The sequence below is a fragment of the Streptomyces sp. NPDC053750 genome (assembly GCF_044544295.1).
Classification (GTDB): domain Bacteria; phylum Actinomycetota; class Actinomycetes; order Streptomycetales; family Streptomycetaceae; genus Streptomyces.
On sequence record NZ_JBITXB010000009.1, the window covers coordinates 1 to 17,520 of the forward strand.

At 69.9% G+C, this 17,520-nt stretch carries 16 protein-coding genes and 2 pseudogenes; 6 read left to right on the forward strand and 12 right to left on the reverse strand.

The window, feature by feature from the left end; genetic code table 11:
• The 4 genes from ACIGO6_RS24535 to ACIGO6_RS24550 all read right to left on the reverse strand — a co-directional run.
• Positions 1-284, reverse strand: a 284-nt coding sequence (locus ACIGO6_RS24535) for a condensation domain-containing protein (protein WP_399879523.1), incomplete at its 3' end; no start/stop codon positions are given.
• Positions 274-957: an FMN-binding negative transcriptional regulator gene (locus ACIGO6_RS24540; RefSeq protein WP_399879525.1), complete on the reverse strand. Its 684-nt coding sequence runs from the start codon at positions 955-957 to the stop codon at positions 274-276. The genes ACIGO6_RS24535 and ACIGO6_RS24540, both read right to left, overlap by 11 nt.
• 137 nt (positions 958-1,094) lie before the next feature.
• Positions 1,095-1,754 carry a transcriptional regulator gene (locus ACIGO6_RS24545; RefSeq protein ID WP_399879526.1) on the reverse strand — a complete coding sequence of 220 codons (660 nt, stop codon included), beginning with the start codon at positions 1,752-1,754 and terminating at the stop codon, positions 1,095-1,097.
• Positions 1,755-1,810: 56 nt separating this feature from the next.
• Positions 1,811-3,064 carry a cytochrome P450 gene (locus ACIGO6_RS24550; protein WP_399879527.1) on the reverse strand — a complete coding sequence of 418 codons (1,254 nt, stop codon included), beginning with the start codon at positions 3,062-3,064 and terminating at the stop codon, positions 1,811-1,813.
• A 171-nt stretch (positions 3,065-3,235) separates the two neighbouring features.
• Here ACIGO6_RS24550 and ACIGO6_RS24555 point away from each other — a divergent pair, with 171 nt between their 5' ends.
• Complete coding sequence (locus ACIGO6_RS24555) at positions 3,236-4,012, forward strand: thioesterase II family protein (RefSeq protein WP_399879529.1); 777 nt, start codon at positions 3,236-3,238, stop codon at positions 4,010-4,012.
• A 158-nt stretch (positions 4,013-4,170) separates the two neighbouring features.
• Here ACIGO6_RS24555 and ACIGO6_RS24560 read toward each other — a convergent pair whose 3' ends face one another.
• Positions 4,171-4,581 (reverse strand): cold-shock protein, encoded by a 411-nt coding sequence (locus ACIGO6_RS24560; RefSeq protein WP_399879531.1) that lies wholly within the window; start codon positions 4,579-4,581, stop codon positions 4,171-4,173.
• Between the two features lie 295 nt (positions 4,582-4,876).
• Entirely contained in the window at positions 4,877-5,416 is a 540-nt protein-coding gene (locus ACIGO6_RS24565; RefSeq protein ID WP_399879532.1) for a hypothetical protein, read from the reverse strand.
• Between the two features lie 614 nt (positions 5,417-6,030).
• On the opposite strand from ACIGO6_RS24565, the gene ACIGO6_RS24570 reads away from it, so the two are divergent.
• Positions 6,031-7,893 (forward strand): ABC transporter ATP-binding protein, encoded by a 1,863-nt coding sequence (locus ACIGO6_RS24570; RefSeq protein WP_399879533.1) that lies wholly within the window; start codon positions 6,031-6,033, stop codon positions 7,891-7,893.
• 479 nt (positions 7,894-8,372) lie between these two features.
• Here the strand turns inward: ACIGO6_RS24570 and ACIGO6_RS24575 are convergent.
• A pseudogene (locus ACIGO6_RS24575) lies at positions 8,373-8,672 on the reverse strand (LysR substrate-binding domain-containing protein); the annotation flags it as partial.
• Between the two features lie 138 nt (positions 8,673-8,810).
• Positions 8,811-9,800, reverse strand: a complete 990-nt coding sequence (locus ACIGO6_RS24580) for an LD-carboxypeptidase (protein WP_399879535.1) — start codon at positions 9,798-9,800, stop codon at positions 8,811-8,813.
• A 238-nt stretch (positions 9,801-10,038) separates the two neighbouring features.
• On the opposite strand from ACIGO6_RS24580, the gene ACIGO6_RS24585 reads away from it, so the two are divergent.
• Positions 10,039-10,596 (forward strand): dihydrofolate reductase family protein, encoded by a 558-nt coding sequence (locus ACIGO6_RS24585; RefSeq protein WP_399879536.1) that lies wholly within the window; start codon positions 10,039-10,041, stop codon positions 10,594-10,596.
• Between the two features lie 362 nt (positions 10,597-10,958).
• Here the strand turns inward: ACIGO6_RS24585 and ACIGO6_RS24590 are convergent, their stop codons facing one another.
• Positions 10,959-11,939: a zinc-binding dehydrogenase gene (locus tag ACIGO6_RS24590; RefSeq protein WP_399879538.1), complete on the reverse strand. Its 981-nt coding sequence runs from the start codon at positions 11,937-11,939 to the stop codon at positions 10,959-10,961.
• Between the two features lie 140 nt (positions 11,940-12,079).
• The gene (locus ACIGO6_RS24595; RefSeq protein ID WP_399879540.1) at positions 12,080-12,700 is read right to left on the reverse strand and encodes a TetR/AcrR family transcriptional regulator; all 621 of its coding nucleotides are present in this window, start codon (positions 12,698-12,700) and stop codon (positions 12,080-12,082) included.
• 70 nt (positions 12,701-12,770) lie between these two features.
• On the opposite strand from ACIGO6_RS24595, the gene ACIGO6_RS24600 reads away from it, so the two are divergent.
• Entirely contained in the window at positions 12,771-13,664 is an 894-nt protein-coding gene (locus ACIGO6_RS24600) for an NADP-dependent oxidoreductase (protein WP_399879541.1), read from the forward strand.
• Here the strand turns inward: ACIGO6_RS24600 and ACIGO6_RS24605 are convergent.
• Both ACIGO6_RS24605 and ACIGO6_RS24610 read right to left on the reverse strand, forming a co-directional pair.
• Positions 13,657-13,943, reverse strand: a pseudogene (locus tag ACIGO6_RS24605) (hypothetical protein); the annotation flags it as partial. The gene ACIGO6_RS24600 and the pseudogene ACIGO6_RS24605 sit on opposite strands and share 8 nt — an antisense overlap.
• Positions 13,944-13,986: 43 nt before the next feature.
• Positions 13,987-14,904, reverse strand: coding sequence for a helix-turn-helix transcriptional regulator (locus ACIGO6_RS24610; protein ID WP_399879543.1), 918 nt, complete (start codon positions 14,902-14,904; stop codon positions 13,987-13,989).
• Positions 14,905-15,052: 148 nt separating this feature from the next.
• Between ACIGO6_RS24610 and ACIGO6_RS24615 the strand changes: the two genes are divergently transcribed.
• Positions 15,053-16,339, forward strand: coding sequence for an MFS transporter (locus tag ACIGO6_RS24615; RefSeq protein ID WP_399879545.1), 1,287 nt, complete (start codon positions 15,053-15,055; stop codon positions 16,337-16,339).
• 80 nt (positions 16,340-16,419) lie between these two features.
• On the forward strand, positions 16,420-17,463 hold the full coding sequence (locus tag ACIGO6_RS24620) for a zinc-dependent alcohol dehydrogenase family protein (RefSeq protein ID WP_399879547.1): 1,044 nt from the start codon (positions 16,420-16,422) through the stop codon (positions 17,461-17,463).
• The last annotated feature ends 57 nt before the right edge of the window (positions 17,464-17,520 follow it).

Here is a 17,520-nt window from a genome sequence, read left to right on the forward strand (position 1 = left end):
CGAAACACCGTCCTCAACACCTCATGCCGACCCACCACCACCGACAACGCCTCACCCAACACACCCACATCCAACCCACCCCGCACCCGCACCGCCAGCGGCACGTTGTACGCAGCACTACCGGGAGACAGCCGGTCCACCAGCCACAGCCGCTGCTGGGCGAAGGACAGCGGCAACGGCTCGCTCCGGTCCACGCGCGGAATGCCGTCGGATTCCGGCCGGGTGTGCTTCATCAGCCGCCGCAGAGCTGCCTGCAGTCCCTGCGAGTTCGGTTCAGCCGTCATGACGGGACGCCTCCTCCTCGTGCGGGCATGCCGTGGAACGGTTCCTGCACATCTCCGCGGCGAGTGCTCGGTGGGTGCTGACGTCGCTGCCGCTGAACCAGGAGCTGACCTTGTCGCGCACGTCGACCGGCTGGTCCTGGGAAAGCTTGAAGATGCTGTCCACGGCCTCCGGTTCGAACTCGAACGCACCGACGCCGGACACGATCTTCCGGAAGTAGGGGATGGAATCCGTCATGTCCCAGCCTTGCCCGAACCTGCCTTCGAGGGCGCTCACCGTTCTCTGGACGACCTTGAGAGCCGGCTCGCCGGGGCCGAGGAGCCGGATCTTCCCGCGGACGTGCACAGCCGAGAAGTTCCAGGTCGGGGCGGCCGGAGCACGGTCGTACACCGTGGGTGAGATGTAGCCGTGCGGGCCCTGGAACACCACGAGCGCCCGGTCGCCGTCGGCGAGGGCGGTGTACTGCGGATTCATCACGTTGAGGTGGCCGTACATCTTCACGCCGACGAGGTCGGTCGGCCCGGTGAGGTCGTCGTCCGACGCGAACACCACGGGGATGTGCGAGGCCACCGGCACGTCGTCCTGTGTGGTGACGAAGCAGGCCAGGGGGTTGGCCTGGATGAGTTCGACGACGGGCGCGATGTCGACGGGCGCGAAGTGCCTGGGTACGTACATGGGGATCCCTCGTTCGGGCAGCGCACAGCGGCGTCGCCGTAAGGCGTCGCCAGTTGTTCCGGCAGGTGGGGTCAGCGGCCAGAGATCAGAGGTCGGCGGTCAGCGAGAGAGGTGGGGAGGGAGGGCACAGACGCCGGTCACTCGCTCGTGTCGACGAGGCTGTTCCAGAACAGCAGGTCGTAGGTGCGCAGGAAGCGGGCGTAGTGTCTCGCGGTGTCGGGGACCCAGCCTGTGGCCAGCCGCTGGTCCAGGATGCCGATGCCCTGCTCTTCGAGCTGCGCGTTGGGCGCGCTGAGGCTGTCCAGGAACGCGCATGCCTGGTCGTCCAGACCGTGGTGCTTGCGCAAGGCGCCGGCGAGTGCGGCGAAGGTCCCGGACCAACCGGGGAAGTTCGCCAGCAGGGCGGCTACGACGTCGGCGGGGTCGGCGTTGAGCGCCAGCCAGGCGGTGTAGGCGGGATACGCCTGACACAACGGAGCCGGCTGATGGGCGCGGCGACTGTCCTCGTCGACCCCGAGGGCGGCGGACAGCGTGGCGAGTCCGGTCAGCCCCATGGCCTCGCCGAGTGCGAGCCCCATGAAGAACTGCCGGGTGTCCGGTGCGGTGCACCGTCCGGCGAGGGAGAGGTAACTTCCCCAGTCGCTGGTGAAGATCAGCTGTTCTTCGTTGGCGTACCTGTGCAGGGCGTCCTCTGTGGCGCGCCCGGCGACGACCAGTTCGACGAACGCGTTGTCGCCTGCGGTGGCCGCCAGTTCACGTCGCATCTCGGCGAGCAGGTGCCGTGCCGAATCAGCCATGATCAGTGTTCCCCCGTGTTGAGAAGACGTGCGGACGAGCCGGACGGCCCGGTTGGTCAAGTGGTGGCGGCGGCGGTCGCGCCGTCCCGGACCGGCAGTGAGGTCATGCCGCGCACCACGCGGGTGGGTCGGCGTTCCGCCCCTTCGGCGAGGCGCAGGTCAGGGAATCTGCGCAGGAGCACGCGCAGGGTGGCCGCGGCCTCTATGCGCGCCAGGCCCGCTCCGACGCACAGGTGGATGCCGTCGCCGAACGTCAGGTGTTCGCGGCTGTTCGTCCGGTGGAGGTCGAAGTCCTGGGCGTTGTCCCCGAATACCTTGGGATCGCGGTTGGCTCCGCCCACGACCACGAACACGGGTGCGTCCTCGGGGATGTCGACGCCGGCGAGCGTCACGGGTTGGGTCGTGACCCGCAGCAGGTACTGCACCGGGGCGTCCCAGCGCAGGACTTCCTCGACGGCGTTCGGCACCAGGTCCGGATCGTCGATGAGTTGCTTCCTGACGTCGGCGTCGCCCAGCACGGTGAGGACGCAGTTGCCGATCAGGTTCACCGTGGTCTCGAAGCCGGCGCCGAGCAGGACGCCGCAGGTGGCGATCATGTCGTGCCAGGTGAGCGGCTCGCCCTCGGGTTCCGCCTGGACCATGAAACTCACCAGGTCGTTGCCCGGTTCGCGCCGGCGCTGCTCGATCAGATCACCGAAGAAGTCCTGCATCTCGATGAGCATCTGCCGGAAGGTCTTCAGGTCGCGCATGGTCCGGATGCCGTCGACGGAGGTACCGATGATTCCGCCCCAGCGCCGGAAACGCTCGAAGTCTTCTTCGCCGATCCCGAAGAACGCGGAGATCACCCGGATCGGCACGCGGACGGCGAGGTCGTTGACGGCGTCCCACTGGTCCTGGTCCGCGAGGCCGTCGAACAGCTCGTCGAGCATGCTTTCGATGGTCGCGGTGCGCTCTCGTATCGCTCGGGGCGAGAACCACGGCGCCACCATGCGCCTCAGGCGGGTGTGGTCGGGGGGGTCCATGGAGAGGAAGGAGTCGTCCATGGGCACGATGAGACGCTCGCCCCGGTCGTCGTACACCGTGGTGTCGATGGGTTTGGCCTTCGCGACCGCGAAGGATCCGAAGCGACTACTGTCGCGGAGGATGACCGATGCCAGCTCGTGATCACACGTGGCGAAAGCGCCGATATTGCCACGCACCAGGTCACCCTTATCCCTGATGCTCTCATAAATTGCATAAGGGTCGGTGTCGGGACGCCGCGCGATTAACTGCGCGACCGGATCCCCCGACATCTTGAGAAGTCGGAGCATCGCCCGCGACATTAACATTTTCGATGCTGACGTTGCTATATCTTGCTTCGCCATGCGATCACCATTCCACCCGGACGACGCACCGTCAAGTGACATGAATCACAGTTGCACCTTGATCACGTGCGGTCTAGCCTCGTCGAATAACTCGCAGCGAGAGGCGATGAGAGTCTTATGGCCCAGAACGCGAACCGCTCCGATTTATGGATCCGGAAATTTCATCCGGCGCCCGACGCCACGACCAGACTCGTTTGCCTTCCCCACGCCGGCGGGTCGGCGAGCTTCTACTTCCCCACGTCACGGGCGCTCGCCCCGACGACCGAGGTCCTGGCAGTGCAGTACCCGGGCCGGCAGGACCGGCGCAGTGAGCGCTGCAGGGAATCCATCGCGGAGCTGGCCGACGAGGTGACGAAGGAACTGCTGCCGTTCACGGATCGGCCGCTGGCGCTCTTCGGACACAGCATGGGGGCGACGATCGCGTTCGAAATCGCGCAGCGATTGGAAACCCGCGGCATCACGCCCCTGGCCCTCTTCATCAGCGGCCGCCGCGCCCCCACTCTCGATCGCCCGGAAAACCTGCACATGCTCGATGACCAGGCACTCATCGAAGAGCTGGCTAAACTCAACGGAACAAATTCCGAAATCCTCGCGGATGAGGAAATCATGCGGATGTCACTGGGCGCCATCCGCGGCGACTACAAGGCGATCTCAAGCTATCGCTGGCAGCCCGGACCGCCCATCCGGACACCTCTTCATGTGCATATAGGCGACAGCGATGAGCAGGTGAGCCGTGCAGAGGCGCAGGAATGGGAGCACCGCACCACCGGGGCGTTCAGCCTCACCGTCTATGCGGGCGGCCATTTCTATCTCAACGAGAACGCCTCCCGGGTCCTCGAAGCCATCTCGGCGCGTCTGACCCCCACCGGCCAGGACGGATACGTCCGCCCGTAGCACGCGACCGCTGCCCGGGTGGGCGGGGCCGGCCCCGCCCACCCGGCCACCGCGCAGCGCACTCAAGCCGAGGGCCACGCGCCCATTGAGGCGTTCATACAGCACGTCCAGGTCGCCCCGCATCGTGGAGACGAGGGTGAGGGCGACGATGACGTCCCTCAGTCCACGACCCAGCCGTGCTTCCGCACCAGATCAAGGACACCGGACCTGACCTGCTTGAGCTGATCGGCCGTGAGGCTTCCGGCGGTGTCCAGCAGGACCTCGGTGAGGTCGGCACGGAACTCGTCGCACGAGAGCAACTCCACCTCCTGATCACCCTGCTCCGCGGGCACCCGACCGCTCCTGCTGTCCGGTGAAGCCGGTGAAGGGTGACGGATCAGTCGGATCTCCGACGCCTTGAGCCCCTTGTCGCCCTGCTCCATGGAGAACTCGACCTCGCTCCCGGCGTGGTACATGTGCTTCTCGTCGACCAGGTCGTTGGCGTGCATGAAGACGTCTTCACCGCCCTCTTTGGGCCGGATGAATCCGTAACCCCGAACCTCGTCGAATCGCAGAACCCTGCCCACCATCAACACACCGCACCTCCACACACGAACCAATACGCAAGAAGCATCTGTGACTCACGATACCCCCTGACTCGCACTCCCGTCCGGGATATCACTGTGTCAAGTGCCAGGCGCATCCCCGCACTTGATATCGCGCCAGTCGGCTCGAGCAGGGCACGTGAGCCGATGCAGACGCAAAGCCAGGTGGGGCCAACGCCACCGCCGGCAGTGCCGTGGTCTTCGCCGGTGCCAGGTCGTCATCGCGCCGGCCGGACGAACGCGTCCGCGAGGTCGTCTCCAGGGCGAACGCTGCCTGATGCTAGGAACGGTCGACGGCGTCGAGGGCGTGATCCTTTAGGAAGGCGCCCGCATGGGCTGCTGCTTCTTCCGCGGACGCGTACTGCGCCCCTTCGGTGACCGCGGCGGATGCTCCGTCAGCGCCCACTCCTGTCCAACTCCAGTCACCGGAAGGCGCCTGCACCAGTTCTGCAGTCCCCCCGAAGAGCGCGAGCGTGCTCCTGCTCGCCGTCGCGGGCGCTGAGCGGCTGACGGCGTCAGGCCATTTCTTGCGGGCACCCTGCCGGGTGATGCCCCAGACGGCCCCCATCTGCTCGTAACTGGCGCCGTAGGAGCCGGCGGTTGCTGCCGCATGTGCGGTCAACCGCTTGACCTCGGCATCCACCACCTTCCAAGCGGCCAGGACGGACAGTGTCACTTCGATGGGATCCGCTTCCCACGTACGGTCCGCGGGCAGCCCGGTCTGCCGGGAGCGAATCGCCGAGGCCAGCGGATTCAAGGCGTCGTACAGCGCCTTGTCGAGTTCCGCCTGTTCTTCCGGGGTGATCTCAGAGGCCATCATGCGACAACTATAGTTTCCGAATCGGCTGACGGCAACCAAAGTTTACACACAGCGTCGCTCGCAGCCCGGCCGCATCGGCGCCGACAAGGCGTATCGGCTCCCGAGCGAACGCCGGCTACTACCCCTGGGCCGTAGGCAACGCCCGCGAAGGCCCGGTCCGTGCTGTCGTCCGCAATCCCCCGAAGGAGTGAGGTGCCCTGATCGAACGAGTTTGAGCGGCGACAGCCCAGAGCCCCCACGCCCACCCCCGGCATGAGAACCCGTGTGCACCCCATACCCCTCGATCAGGCCGTGACGGGACCGGATCCAGCGCGTTTTTAGAGCACCAGTGCCACACCGACGCCCAGACGGAGGAACACCATGCACCCCGCCCCCGCTCCTTGGCAGCAGCCTCCCGGAATCGAACAGTGGCCCGGCGTGGCCCAGAACAGCGTTGACGGCGGGCTCATCTCAGCACGTCCGGATACGGGGTGGGCGGCATGAGTGAGCCCACCGATGCATCAGCCGACAGTGTTCCGGGGCCGCGCACCTCCCCCGCGGCGCCCCCGGCCGCGCCGTCGGCGTCCGCACCCTCGCCTGCGGGCGCTCCCCTGGCGTCCGCTCCCGCTGCGCAGATGCGGTACGTCGACCTGACCGGCAGCCGAGAGGCAGCCGGCCGCTCGATCCGCATGCGCGACATGGCCCGCCGCCTGCCGCAACTGGTGCGCCGCTCGCTGGCTCTCGCCTGGCGCGTCGACCGGCGAGCGACCGTCGGTCTGCTGCTGTGCCAGGTCGTCAGCGGTGTGATGCAGGCCCTGGGCCTGGTCGCCATCGCCGGCACCCTGACCGCTCTGCTGCGCGACGGGGATGTCTACCACCGGCTCCTTCAGGCATGGCCCTCCGTCGCCCTGCTCGCCGGAGCCGCCGGCGTGCGCGCGCTCCTCGGCATCACCGTCAACTGGCTCTCCTCCCGGCTGGGCCCGCTGATGTCCCGCGAGGCCGAGCAGATGCTGCTCACCGGCTGCGCCGAGGTCGAGCTGTGTGCCTATGACGACCCCGACTTCAACCGCGACCGGGAAGCCGCCGACCGCGGCGCCCAGGTCACCGGAGACCTGATCAACGAGGGACAGGACCTGATCGCCTCGGGCGCCGGCTTCCTCGCCGGGGCGATCGTCCTGACCGGCGTCCACTGGGCCCTGCTCCCGCTCCTCGTCGCAGCCAGCCTGCCGCAGGCTCTGGCCCAGGTCAGCGCCGCCCGCGTCCGATACCTGGCCAACCTCCGCAGCAACGGCGACAACAGGATGCTGTCCGTGCTGCGCTGGCACATCTACACCAAGGACGCCGCCGACCAGATCCGCGCCGGCACCATGGCCGACTTCCTGTCCGGCCGGTACCGGCACACGGTCGCCCGGATCAACCGCGAGGACCGGGCCGCGGCCGACCAGGGCGCCCGCATGTCCCTGGTCGGAGCGATGTGCGGAGGCCTGGGGTCGGCCGTGGTGTGGGCGGCGGTCGTGTGGCTGCTCGCGACCGGCCGGATCACCGTCGGACATGCCGGCACGGCCGTCTTCGCCCTGCAGACCGTCGGCATGTCGGTCCGCGGCCTGGTGGCCGTCGGCGCGCGCGCCGTACGGACCGGGCTGTACATGGACGACTGGACCGGCTTCCTCGACAAGGCAGGCGGCTTCCGCATGCGTCGGGGCCCGCACCGTCCCGAGCCGCCGGAGACGATCGAGGTCAAGTCGGTCACCCACCGCTACGCCGGCAAGGACCGCGACGCACTGTCCGACGTCTCCCTCACCTTGCGCCGGGGCGAGGTCACTGCGCTGGTGGGCTTCAACGGCTCGGGCAAGTCGACGCTGTCCAAGCTGGTCAGCGGCCTCTACCTGCCCAGCGGCGGGCAGGTGCTGTGGGACGGAGTCCCCACCGGCGACTGCGATCCGCAGGCCCTGTGGCAGCAGGTCGCCCTCGTGCCGCAGGACTACGCGCACTGGCCGCTTACCGTGCGCGAGAACGTGACCCAGGGACAGCCCACCGCGCGCGGCGATGCGGCGGTCCGCGAAGCGTGCGAGGCGGCCGACGCCGACGAGGTCGTCGACAGGCTCGGCGCCGGCCTGGACACGCTCCTGGCCCGCGAGTGGCTCAACGGGGAGGAGCTCAGCGGCGGCCAGTGGCAGCGCATCGCCTTGGCGCGGGCGTTCTTCCGCCAGGCCGGTCTGCTGGTCCTCGACGAGCCGACGGCGAACCTCGACCCGCGCGCCGAGTACCGCATCTTCCAGCGGCTGCGGGCCCTCGCCCGGGACCGGGCGGTGCTGCTGGTGACCCACCGCATCACCAACGTCGCCATCGCCGACCGCATCGTGGTCCTCGACGACGGCAAGATCGTCCAGGAGGGCACCTACGCCCGGCTCTCCCAACAACGCGGCCTGTTCCAGCAGTTGCTGTCCTACCAGATCACGTCCGAGCCGGACGGCAACAGGCACGAGACCCCCGCATGACCGTCCCCGACGCCACCCCAGCACACCCTGCCAAAGCGGCCGCCCCTACAGCGCGAGCAGGAGGGCGCCGACCGCCGCGGTGGTGGCTGCCGAGAGGTACTTGCTCATGACCATGATGTCCTTTCGGGTGGGCACTGCGTGTCCGGGCCCACGATCCCGTCCACGCTGATGCCACCCCAGTTCGCCTGCGGTGTCCGGACCGCCTGGGCACGGGCGCTGCCGTACTGGCCGCCGGCGGCGAAGCCGGCGTAATTGGCTGTCGTCCGCCAGGAGATGGGGCATGCGGCCTGCGCGGGCGAGCTGCTCGCTTCGGCGTCCGGCGCCGCCGAGGCTGTGGTGCCGGCGAGGCTGTGGTGCCGGCGAGGCTGTGGTGCCGGCGAGGCTGTGGTGCCGGCGAGTCCGAGCACCAGGACCGCTCCTCGGGCAACCGCACCTCCGCCAGCCACGCCGACGGGTGTGACCTGTCGGGCCGCTCCTGGTCAGGGCGTGGGTGGTGGGGTGAACAGGGCCTGGAGGGTTCGGGTGGCTGTTTCGCGCAGCCAGGTGTGGGCGGGGTCGTTGTCGTGGCGTTGGTGCCAGAGCAGGTAGAGGGGTACGTCGGGCATCTCGAACGGCAGCGTCAGGGTGGTCAGGCCGCTCTGGTGGCGGATGGAGCGGGTGGCTGCGTCGGGGAGGGTGACCACGAGGCCGGTGTCGCGGGCGAGTTGCAGCGCGGTGGCCGTGGTGGGGGCGGAGGCGATGACGCGGCGCTCGTGGCCGAGTGCGGCCAGGGCGTCGCCGAGCCGGTCGTTCGCGTTCGGCGACGGTCAGGACGATCGGGCAAGCCGGCGCAACGGGCATGACAGGCAGGCCGATCGGGGAGAAGCGGAACACGGCGGGTCGCAGCACTCCGGGCCCGCGTCAGCAACCGACAGGACTCAGCCTTCCGCGACCGCCGGCTCGATCAGGGACAGCGTCCGGTTGTCCGCGTCCACGTGTGCGCGGACGCCGATGGGCAGCGGCAGGTTCGGCGAGGTGTGACCGAAGTCGACCTGTGCGAGAACCGGGATGTCACGTCGGCCCAGGACGTCGAGTACCACGTCGCGCAGTTCTGCGCGCTGTCCGCCACCCTCGTGGGGCGTGACCTCGGTCGGGATGCCGACCACCATGCCGGCGATGCGGTCCAGCACGCCGGACAGCCTCAGCGCGTGCAGGTCGTTCCAGATCCGCGAGACCGGCCGCTGCAGCTCCTCCCAGAACAACACGGCGCCCTCGAACCGTTCGGCGGCCGGCGCGAACGGTGTCGCCTGCAGGAGGACCAGGCGGTTCAGCAAGCCGCCGAAGAGTGGTCCCTGCGCGCTGCCCGGCCGCCAGGTCTCCCAGGCCTCCTTCGCCGGCAGCGCGCCCGGCGCCTCGGCCTTGGTGAGCACCCGGGTGTAGAGGTCGACGAGTTCGGAGCGACGGGCCTCGTCGCCCAGCGTGTACCAGTCGCTGCCGAAACCGTGGGTGGCGATGTCGGCGTGGAAGCCGACGAGGCCGGTTCGGGCGTGGAGCGCCATGTGCAGCAGCGAGATGTCGCTGTAGCCGAGGATCGGTTTCGGGTCGGCCCGGATCGCGTCCAGATCGATCAGATCGAGATAGCCGATGGTCGCCTGTCCACCCGTATGCGCGACGATGGCCCGCACTTCCGGGTCCCGGAGCAGACCGTTGAGCTCGTCGGCCTGCTCCGCAGGAGTGCCCGACGCCCACCAGCGATTCTGCACCGGGTTGACCATCGGGCTGACCCGCACCCGGAAACCCATCCGCTCGAGTATCGCCACACCGCGGGCAAGCAGTGGTTCCTCACCCGGCTCGAGCTGGCCCGAGGGCGCGGTGACGACCACGAGGTCGCCGGAACGGAGCGCGCGGGGCCGAAGGGTCGCAGGCATGGGGCCTCCTCCTTGTTGATCAACAATGGCGATCAACAGGGCCCGTGCCGTCGATATTCCGCCTCACCGGTGTGATCACGCCCTGTCGGCCCCCCAGCCATCAGGCAGCACCCGCAGCGCAGCAGCCTTCGAGGAGATGATGTGGTCTTCCGCATCCGGCCGGTCAGCCCATCGATGAGTTCCGGGGCCTGCGGACGTCACAGTCTCGGACCGACGCGGTCGTACTCGAAGGAGACGCATGGCAAAGCTCATCTACTCGATGGTCACCTCGCTCGACGGTTACGTCCAGGCGGCGGAGGGCGACCTCGGCACCGGGGCCGACGACCAAGAGGTGCACACGTTCATCAACGATCTCTTCCGCCCGGTCGGCACGTACCTCTACGGCCGACGGATGTACGAGACGATGGTCTACTGGGAGACCGCGCACACCGAGCCCGACCAGCCTCCGCACATCCTGCAGTACGCCCGTGACTGGCAGGCCGCGGAGAAGGTCGTGTACTCCACGACGCTTGCGTCGGTGTCCAGCGCGAGGACCAGGCTCGAGCGGACCTTCGACCCGGACGCGGTGCGCAAGCTCAAGGCCGAGGCTGATCAGGACCTCACTGTCGACGGCCCGAACCTCGCGGCCCAGGCGATCGGGGCCGGCCTGGTGGACGAGTATCACCTGTTCATCACCACGAGCGTCGTCGGCGGGGGCAAGCGGTTCTTCCCCGACGGCGTGCGGCTCGATCTCGAGCTGGTCGAGAAGCGTGCCTTCGACAGCGGACTGCTCTACGCCCGCTACCGGACCCGCTGAGCCGCGCCGGCCGGTCGCACCAGGCGGCGGCGCGGCGAGCAGGGGCCCCGCAGACAGGCTGGAGGACGCCCGCAACCTCGCAGCAGGCCCGCGACGGCGCCACCGCGGAGGAGCTGCGCCGCCACACGGGTGTGTCGCGGCTACAGGTCGGCTCCCAGGGGGCGGGGGTTTCTCGTCGGTGTCCCCACACGGCGAGGCAGGCCTTGGTGATGGCCGGCGCGCCGGTCGCACGGCCGGGCCATGGCGATGGGCAGACGTCCTCGCCGTCGAGGACCGACTCGAAGCCCCCGCACCGCAATAGCGGAGGGCCCGTCCTCGAGAACGGGTCGAGCCGGCTTCGCCCGGACCGTCTCGGCTGTGCCTCACCATGGGACGTCGGGCACGAGAACGACCTTGCCCGTCGTTGCCCGCGCCTCCAGGGCGGCGTGCGCCGCGGCAGCCTGCGAGAGGGGGAAGGTCTGGAAGGCCGGTACCAGGTTCCCCCGGGCGGCCTCGCTGAGCGCGCGGGCCTCGTCGGCGGGCGCGTCCTGGCCTTCCAGGAGCATGGCCAGAGCGTCGGTGAAGCGTACGCCTCGCTCCCTCAGCTGTGCCTCCTCGGGACGGAACACCTCCCGGGAGGCCGCGCCGATGGTGATGTAGCGCCCGCCCTCGGCCAGCAGTCCGAAGGCGGCCCGGCCCTTGTCTCCCTCGACCCCGTCCAGGACCACCGTGACGCCGCGCCCGCCCAGGGCGTCGCGGACCGTGCCCGCCCAGTCGGGCAGGTTGTAGTCGACGGCGACATCGGCTCCCAGCTCTCGCACCGCCGCCGTCTTGGCCGGTCCGCCTGCCGCGCCGATGACCGTGGCGCCGAGGCGGTGGGCGAACTGGACGACCAGACGGCCGATCCCGCCGGCCGCCGACGTGACCAGGACCACGTCGCCGGGGGTCAGCTCCGCGATGTCGAGCAGGCCGATCGCAGTGGTGCCGGTCACGACCATGGTGACGGCTGCCTCGTACCCCAGGCCGGCCGGAATCCGGTGCAGGGAAGAGACGTCGGCAACGGCGAGCTCGGCGTAGCCCCCTGGCCTGCCGTGCGCGGTCACCACCTTGGCACCGATCCACGCCTCGTCCACGTCCGGCCCGACCGACTCGACGACGCCGGCCACCTCTCCCCCGAAAATGGCCGGAAGCCCCGGAAGCGGCGGACCGATCTCCAGCCCTTCCCGCATCGCCGTCTCGATCTGGTGGACCCCCGCGGCCCGCACCGACACGAGGACCTCACCCGGACCCGGCACGGGGTCGGGCACCTTCTCGTAACGGAGGTTCTCAGCGGGCCCGAACTCGTGCAGCACGACGGCGCGCATGACCGTTCCTTCCGGTAGATCTGCAGGACTGCACCCACTCTGTGACCTCTACTCAACTTGAGGTCAAGCAGCTCCCGGGCAGTGATCTGCGATCCTGCGTCAACGTCAGCGAGTGCCTCGCTCACCGCGGCGACGTCGGCTCACGCCCGCGGTTGCGGCCCCTCGGAATCCCGGCGACCGCTTGCAGACGGGCAGGTGACCTGCCACGCCGCCTCGATCATGGGGAAGATCTCGTCCAGGGCGGCCTCCGGGTCGGCCGCTTCGCGGGCCAGCGAGTAGGCGTCGATCACGAACCTCGCGATGGTGCGGGCGGCGGTTTCGCTCCGGGTCCGGTCGGGATCGGCGGCGATGGCCGTGGCCAGGGCGTCCGCGTGGCGCAGGCGGATCGACTCGTCGTACCTCCGCAGGGCGGGAGACGCGTCGATCATGCGCCAGATCGGCGCGGCGCTGTCCGCGGTGCAGTGCCGCACCAGGGCCAGGATCTCGCGGCGCAGCGCGGGGATGAGCGGCTCCTGCGGCGCCCGGCCGGTGACCGCCTGCGTGAGGCGCCGCTCGAAGTCCTCCTCCTGCTCGAACACCAGGGCCTCTTTCGAGGCGAAGTGGGAGAAGAGCGTGGTGACGGCCACGTCGGCCTCGGCGGCCACGTCACGGATGCCCACGGCGTCGTAACCGTGTTCCAGGAAGAGCCGCAGTGCGGTGTCGGCGATCTTCTGGCGGGTCGCTGCCTTCTTGCGCTCACGGCGTCCGGACTGCACGGTCATGCCCGCAGGCTAGCAGGTACGAAAGTGCAACCGTTATGAAAAGCTATCGGTTAGTGCTACGTTCGGCGGCATGAAGAAGGTGAGCTTCGCCGAGTTCGGCGGTCCCGAGGTTCTGCAACTCATTGATGCCGAGGAGCCCCACGCGGGCCCCGGCCGGATACGCATCGCCGTGCGGGCGGCGGGCGTGAACCCCGTCGACTGGAGGCTGCGTGAAGGACAGGTCCTGGGGGCCCATCCGATCGAGCTGCCCTCCGGGGTCGGGCTGGACGCCGCAGGGGTGGTGGACGAGGTGGGCGAGGGTGTCGTAGGGGTCGAGGTCGGTGACCGGGTGTTCGGTGAGGGCGCCGGCACGTACGCCGAGTTCGCCGTGCTGTCGGCCTGGGCCCGGATGCCCGAGGGGCTGACGTTCGAGGAGGCGGCCGGGTACCCGTCCGTGGTGGAGACCGCGCTGCGCATCATCCGCGAGGTCGGTGTGCGACCCGGGCAGACGCTCCTGGTCAGCGGCGCGTCCGGGGGCGTCGGATCGGCAGTGCTGCAGATCGCCCGCGACCGCGGCATCACCGTGATCGGCACGGCCGGTGCCGCGAACCAGGAGTATCTGCGCGGCCTGGGTGCCGTCGCCACGACGTACGGCGAGGGCTGGGTCGAGCGGGTTCGGCGGCTCGGCGACGTCGACGCCGCTCTCGATCTGGCCGGTTCGGGTGTGATCCGCGAGCTGGTCGAGCTGACCGGGAGTCCGGAGAAGGTCGTCTCCATCGCCGATCTCGGTGCGCCGGAGTTCGGTGTCCGGTTCTCCGGCGTGGCCGGAAGCGTGCCGGCGGCACTCGCCGAGGCCGTCGACCTGATCTCGCGCGGCCGGCTCCACATCCCGGTCGAGAAGTCGTACTCGCTGGCCGAGGCAGCGGCGGCCCACATCGACAGCCACGCCGGTCACACGCGCGGGCGCCGAGTCCTGGTCGTCTGAGCCGCTCCGGGCGCGGGCACCTTGAGGCTCGGCGGGCCGTGTTCAGCGGTTCTCCGGTGCGGTGGCCGGCTGCGGATGCGTCGTCGAGGGTCCGTCCGGCGAGCATGTCGAGGCGGCCCGCGACGGCGTCGAGGACTTCCTTGGAGGCGCCGGCGAGGTGGCCGCGCTTCAGACGGACGTAGTGGTCGTTGCTGACGCCGACGAGCAGGGGACATTCTCGCGGCGCAGGCCCGGTACGCGACGGTTGCCGCCGTAGGCAGAGCCGTCCGAGGCGATCACGCACCTGGCCTGCTGCGCCGATGGCCCCGCGCCGTGACCACGATCAATCGGAACGTGCGCCCTGCTGGTCCGCGGACCGTGTGGGCTGCGCCGTGGATGCCACCAGGCTGGCGAGCAGCCGGAGCCGTTCCTCGGAGGTGCTGCCCGGTTCGGCGGTGTACAGGGTGAGGTCGTGTACGGCCCGGCCGGCCATGGGCAGGTCGAGGGACTGGTAGCACAGTTCCAGTTCGCCGACGTCGGGGTGGTGCAGGCGTTTGCTGCCGTCGTGGCGGATGCGGACGTCGTGGGCGGCCCACTGGGTGCGGAACTCGGGGCTGAGGGTGGACAGTTCCCCGATCAGTTCGCGCAGTGCCCGGTCCTGGGGTTCGCGTCCGGCCTCGGCGCGCAGGAGTGCTGCGGTGGCGGAGCAGGCGGCGTCCCAGTCGACGAAGAAGTTCCGGGAGCCGGGGTCCAGGAAGATGTAGCGGGCGACGTTGGGGCGTCCGTGCCGGTCGGCGGTGGGGCTGTCGAACATGGGTGCGTGTACGGCGCGGGCCAGGGCGTTGGAGGCGATGACGTCCTGGCGGCCGTTGCGTACGAACGCGGAGGACATCGTCATCGAGTCGATCAGCCACTGAACCCGTGGCGGCACCTCGACGTCACGGCGTCGGGACGGGGTGCGCCGGGCGGGCCGGGCGGCGCGGGCCAGATCGAACAGGTAGGTGCGTTCGTCGTCGTCCAGCTGCAGGGCCTGGGCGACCGCGGCGAGCACGTCTTCGGAGACGCCACTGATGTGGCCCTTCTCGAGGCGGGTGTACCACTCGGTGCTCACGCCCGCCAGAACCGCGACTTCTTCCCGCCGCAGCCCCGCTACGCGCCGGCGGCCGCTGCTGGGCAGTCCGGCCTGTTCCGGGGTGATCCTGGCGCGGCGGCTGACGAGAAAGTCCCGGATCTCGGCGCGGTGGTCGCTTCGGTCGTCCATGCGTTCCACGGTAGCCAGCGGCCGCCGCCGAGGGAGGTCGAGCTTGTCCCCCCTATAAACGCGACCTTCTCCCCCTGCGGCGCTTCGGGTTTCGTGAGCTCAGCACCGCTGAAAAGCACCCCTGAACAGCACCCCACGGAGTTGATGCATGAGTACGCGAGGAGGAACCCTCCACGCTCCTGCCGGCACACGGACCGAACACCCCCACCAGGCCGCGCCCGCCCGGCTCCCGCTCGTCGTCCACGTGCTGGCACTGGGCACGTTCCTGATGGGCACCACCGAGTTCGTCGTGGCCGGTCTCCTGCCCGAGATCGCGGAAGACCTACAGGTCAGCGTCGCCCGGAGTGGCCTTCTGATCACCGTGTTCGCCGTCGGCATGATCGTCGGCGCGCCGCTGATGGCCATGCTCACGCTGCGGCTGCCCACCCGGCTGACGCTGATGCTGGCCCTGGCCGTCTTCGCCGTCGGGCATGTCGTCGTCGCCCTCGGCTCGAACTTCACGCTGCTGCTGGCCGCCCGGTTCCTGACCGCGATCGCCACCGGAGCCTTCTGGGCGGTGGCCAACGTCGCCGCCACCCGGGCCGCCGGTCCGGCATCGAGTGCCCGCGCGCTGGGCCTGGTGGGCGCCGGAGCCATGCTCGCCAACGTCGTCGGCGTGCCGCTCGGCGCGTTCGCCGGGCAGCTCATGGGCTGGCGCGGACCGTTCTGGGCCCTCGCCGCCCTCTCCGCCGCGGCCATCGTGCTCATCGCCCGCACCGTCGGCCACGAAGCCCACCCCCGGCAGCAGAGCGTGTCGGTCCGCTCCGAGCTGACCGCCCTGCGCTCCGGCCGTCTGTGGCTGGTGCTGGCCGCCTGCGCCACGACGACGGGCGGCGTCCTGGCCGCGTACTCCTACATCGCGCCGCTGCTGACCGACCGCTCCGGTGTCGCCTCCGGCCTCGTCCCGCTGGTACTGGTCGGATTCGGGCTCGGCGCCCTGGCCGGCTCTCTCGTCGGCGGCCGCCTGGGCGACCGACGCCCGCACACCGTGACCGTCGTCGCCGCCGGCGGCGCGGCACTCCTGCTGCTGGCGATCGACCTGCTGGCCGGATTCGCCGTGGCCACGATCGTCCTGGTCACCCTGCTGGGATTCTTCGGCCTGGGTGCCAACCCCGTCCTCATGGCCCTGGCCGTCCGCTACGCCCGCCAGGCCCCCGTACTGGCCTCCGCCCTGACCGTCTCCGCGTTCAACCTCGGCACCGCCGTCGGCTCCGGCATCGCCGGCCAAGCCCTCGGCTCCGGCCTGGGCTCGACCGGGCCCGCCGTCGTCGGCACCGTCATCGCCGCCCTCACCCTGATCCCCACCATCGCCCTCGCGGCGGCCCGCGGCACCCGTGCCGGCGCGGTCGACACGGCTGTCCGGGATGCGCCCCGGGACGGTGCCGCACAGGCTTGACCCCAGACAGGCCGTGCACCCGGCCATGCCCCTGCTGTGACCACACCTACCGCCACACCCCCGCTCTGGAGAACACCCCCATGCGCGCAACCCTCATGTACGGGGCCGGCGACGTCCGTGTCGAGACCGTCCCGGACTCCGTCATCAAGCACCCCACCGACGCCCTGGTGCGCATCACCGCCTCCTGCGTCTGCGGCAGCGACCTGCATCCCTACGGCTCGATGAAGCCCGAGGACGGGCCCGTCCGGATGGGCCACGAGTTCATCGGCGTCGTCGAGGAAACCGGTTCCGAGGTCACCACCGTCGAGCGCGGCGATCTGGTCGTCGCCCCGTTCGCCATCTCCGACAACACCTGCCCGTTCTGCCGTGAGGGCCTGCACACCTCCTGCTCCCACCCGCAGGCGGGCTTCTGGGACGGCGAACCGGAGGAAGGCGGACAGGCGGAGGCCGTCCGCGTCCCGCTCGCGGACGGCACCCTCGTCAAGCTGCCCGTCGCCCCCGACTCCGCGCTCATCCCCTCCCTGCTCACGCTCTCGGACGTCCTCGGTACCGGCCACCACGCCGCCGTCGCGGGCGGGGTGAACGAGCGGACCAGTGTCACCGTCATCGGCGACGGCGCCGTCGGCCTGCTGGCCGTGCTCTCCGCCAAGCGCCTGGGCGCCGAGCAGATCATCCTCATGGGCCGACACCGGGCACGCACCGACCTGGGCCGCGCATTCGGTGCCACCGACGTCGTCTCCGCCCGCGGCGACGAAGGCATCGAGACGGTAAGGGAATTGACCGGCGGCGACGGCACACACGTGGTCCTGGAGGCGGTCGGCCACATGCCCGCCTACGACCAGGCCCTCGGGGTCGTCCGCCCGGGCGGCGTCATCAGCCGCGTCGGGGTCCCGCAGTACGAGGAAGCCCCTGTCGGATTCGGCAGTCTCTTCCGCCACAACATCCGCCTCGCCGGCGGCCCCGCACCCGTGCGTGCCTACATCGAGGAACTGATGCCCGACATTCTCAACGGCACCATCGAGCCGGGCAAGGTCTTCGACGCCACCACGGACCTCGACGGTGTCCCGGCCGGCTACCGGGACATGGCCGACCGCAGGAGTCTCAAGACCCTCGTCAAGCCCTGACCGCGCGTGTCGAATCGGCCCCGGGTGCGGCGTCGTCAAGGATGAGGCCGGTCACGC

Excerpts from the sequence above, each read along its gene's own strand:
- ACIGO6_RS24615 (WP_399879545.1), top strand. The coding sequence starts at position 15,053 with ATGAGTACGCGAGGAGGAACCCTCCACGCTCCTGCCGGCACACGGACC.
- ACIGO6_RS24620 (WP_399879547.1), top strand. The coding sequence starts at position 16,420 with ATGCGCGCAACCCTCATGTACGGGGCCGGCGACGTCCGTGTCGAGACC.
- ACIGO6_RS24540 (WP_399879525.1), bottom strand. The coding sequence starts at position 957 with ATGTACGTACCCAGGCACTTCGCGCCCGTCGACATCGCGCCCGTCGTC.
- ACIGO6_RS24600 (WP_399879541.1), top strand. The coding sequence starts at position 12,771 with ATGAAGAAGGTGAGCTTCGCCGAGTTCGGCGGTCCCGAGGTTCTGCAA.
- ACIGO6_RS24545 (WP_399879526.1), bottom strand. The coding sequence starts at position 1,754 with ATGGCTGATTCGGCACGGCACCTGCTCGCCGAGATGCGACGTGAACTG.
- ACIGO6_RS24565 (WP_399879532.1), bottom strand. The coding sequence starts at position 5,416 with ATGATGGCCTCTGAGATCACCCCGGAAGAACAGGCGGAACTCGACAAG.
- ACIGO6_RS24590 (WP_399879538.1), bottom strand. The coding sequence starts at position 11,939 with ATGCGCGCCGTCGTGCTGCACGAGTTCGGGCCCGCTGAGAACCTCCGT.
- ACIGO6_RS24555 (WP_399879529.1), top strand. The coding sequence starts at position 3,236 with ATGGCCCAGAACGCGAACCGCTCCGATTTATGGATCCGGAAATTTCAT.
- ACIGO6_RS24585 (WP_399879536.1), top strand. The coding sequence starts at position 10,039 with ATGGCAAAGCTCATCTACTCGATGGTCACCTCGCTCGACGGTTACGTC.
- ACIGO6_RS24580 (WP_399879535.1), bottom strand. The coding sequence starts at position 9,800 with ATGCCTGCGACCCTTCGGCCCCGCGCGCTCCGTTCCGGCGACCTCGTG.
- ACIGO6_RS24570 (WP_399879533.1), top strand. The coding sequence starts at position 6,031 with ATGCGGTACGTCGACCTGACCGGCAGCCGAGAGGCAGCCGGCCGCTCG.
- ACIGO6_RS24560 (WP_399879531.1), bottom strand. The coding sequence starts at position 4,581 with ATGGTGGGCAGGGTTCTGCGATTCGACGAGGTTCGGGGTTACGGATTC.
- ACIGO6_RS24550 (WP_399879527.1), bottom strand. The coding sequence starts at position 3,064 with ATGCTCCGACTTCTCAAGATGTCGGGGGATCCGGTCGCGCAGTTAATC.
- ACIGO6_RS24595 (WP_399879540.1), bottom strand. The coding sequence starts at position 12,700 with ATGACCGTGCAGTCCGGACGCCGTGAGCGCAAGAAGGCAGCGACCCGC.
- ACIGO6_RS24610 (WP_399879543.1), bottom strand. The coding sequence starts at position 14,904 with ATGGACGACCGAAGCGACCACCGCGCCGAGATCCGGGACTTTCTCGTC.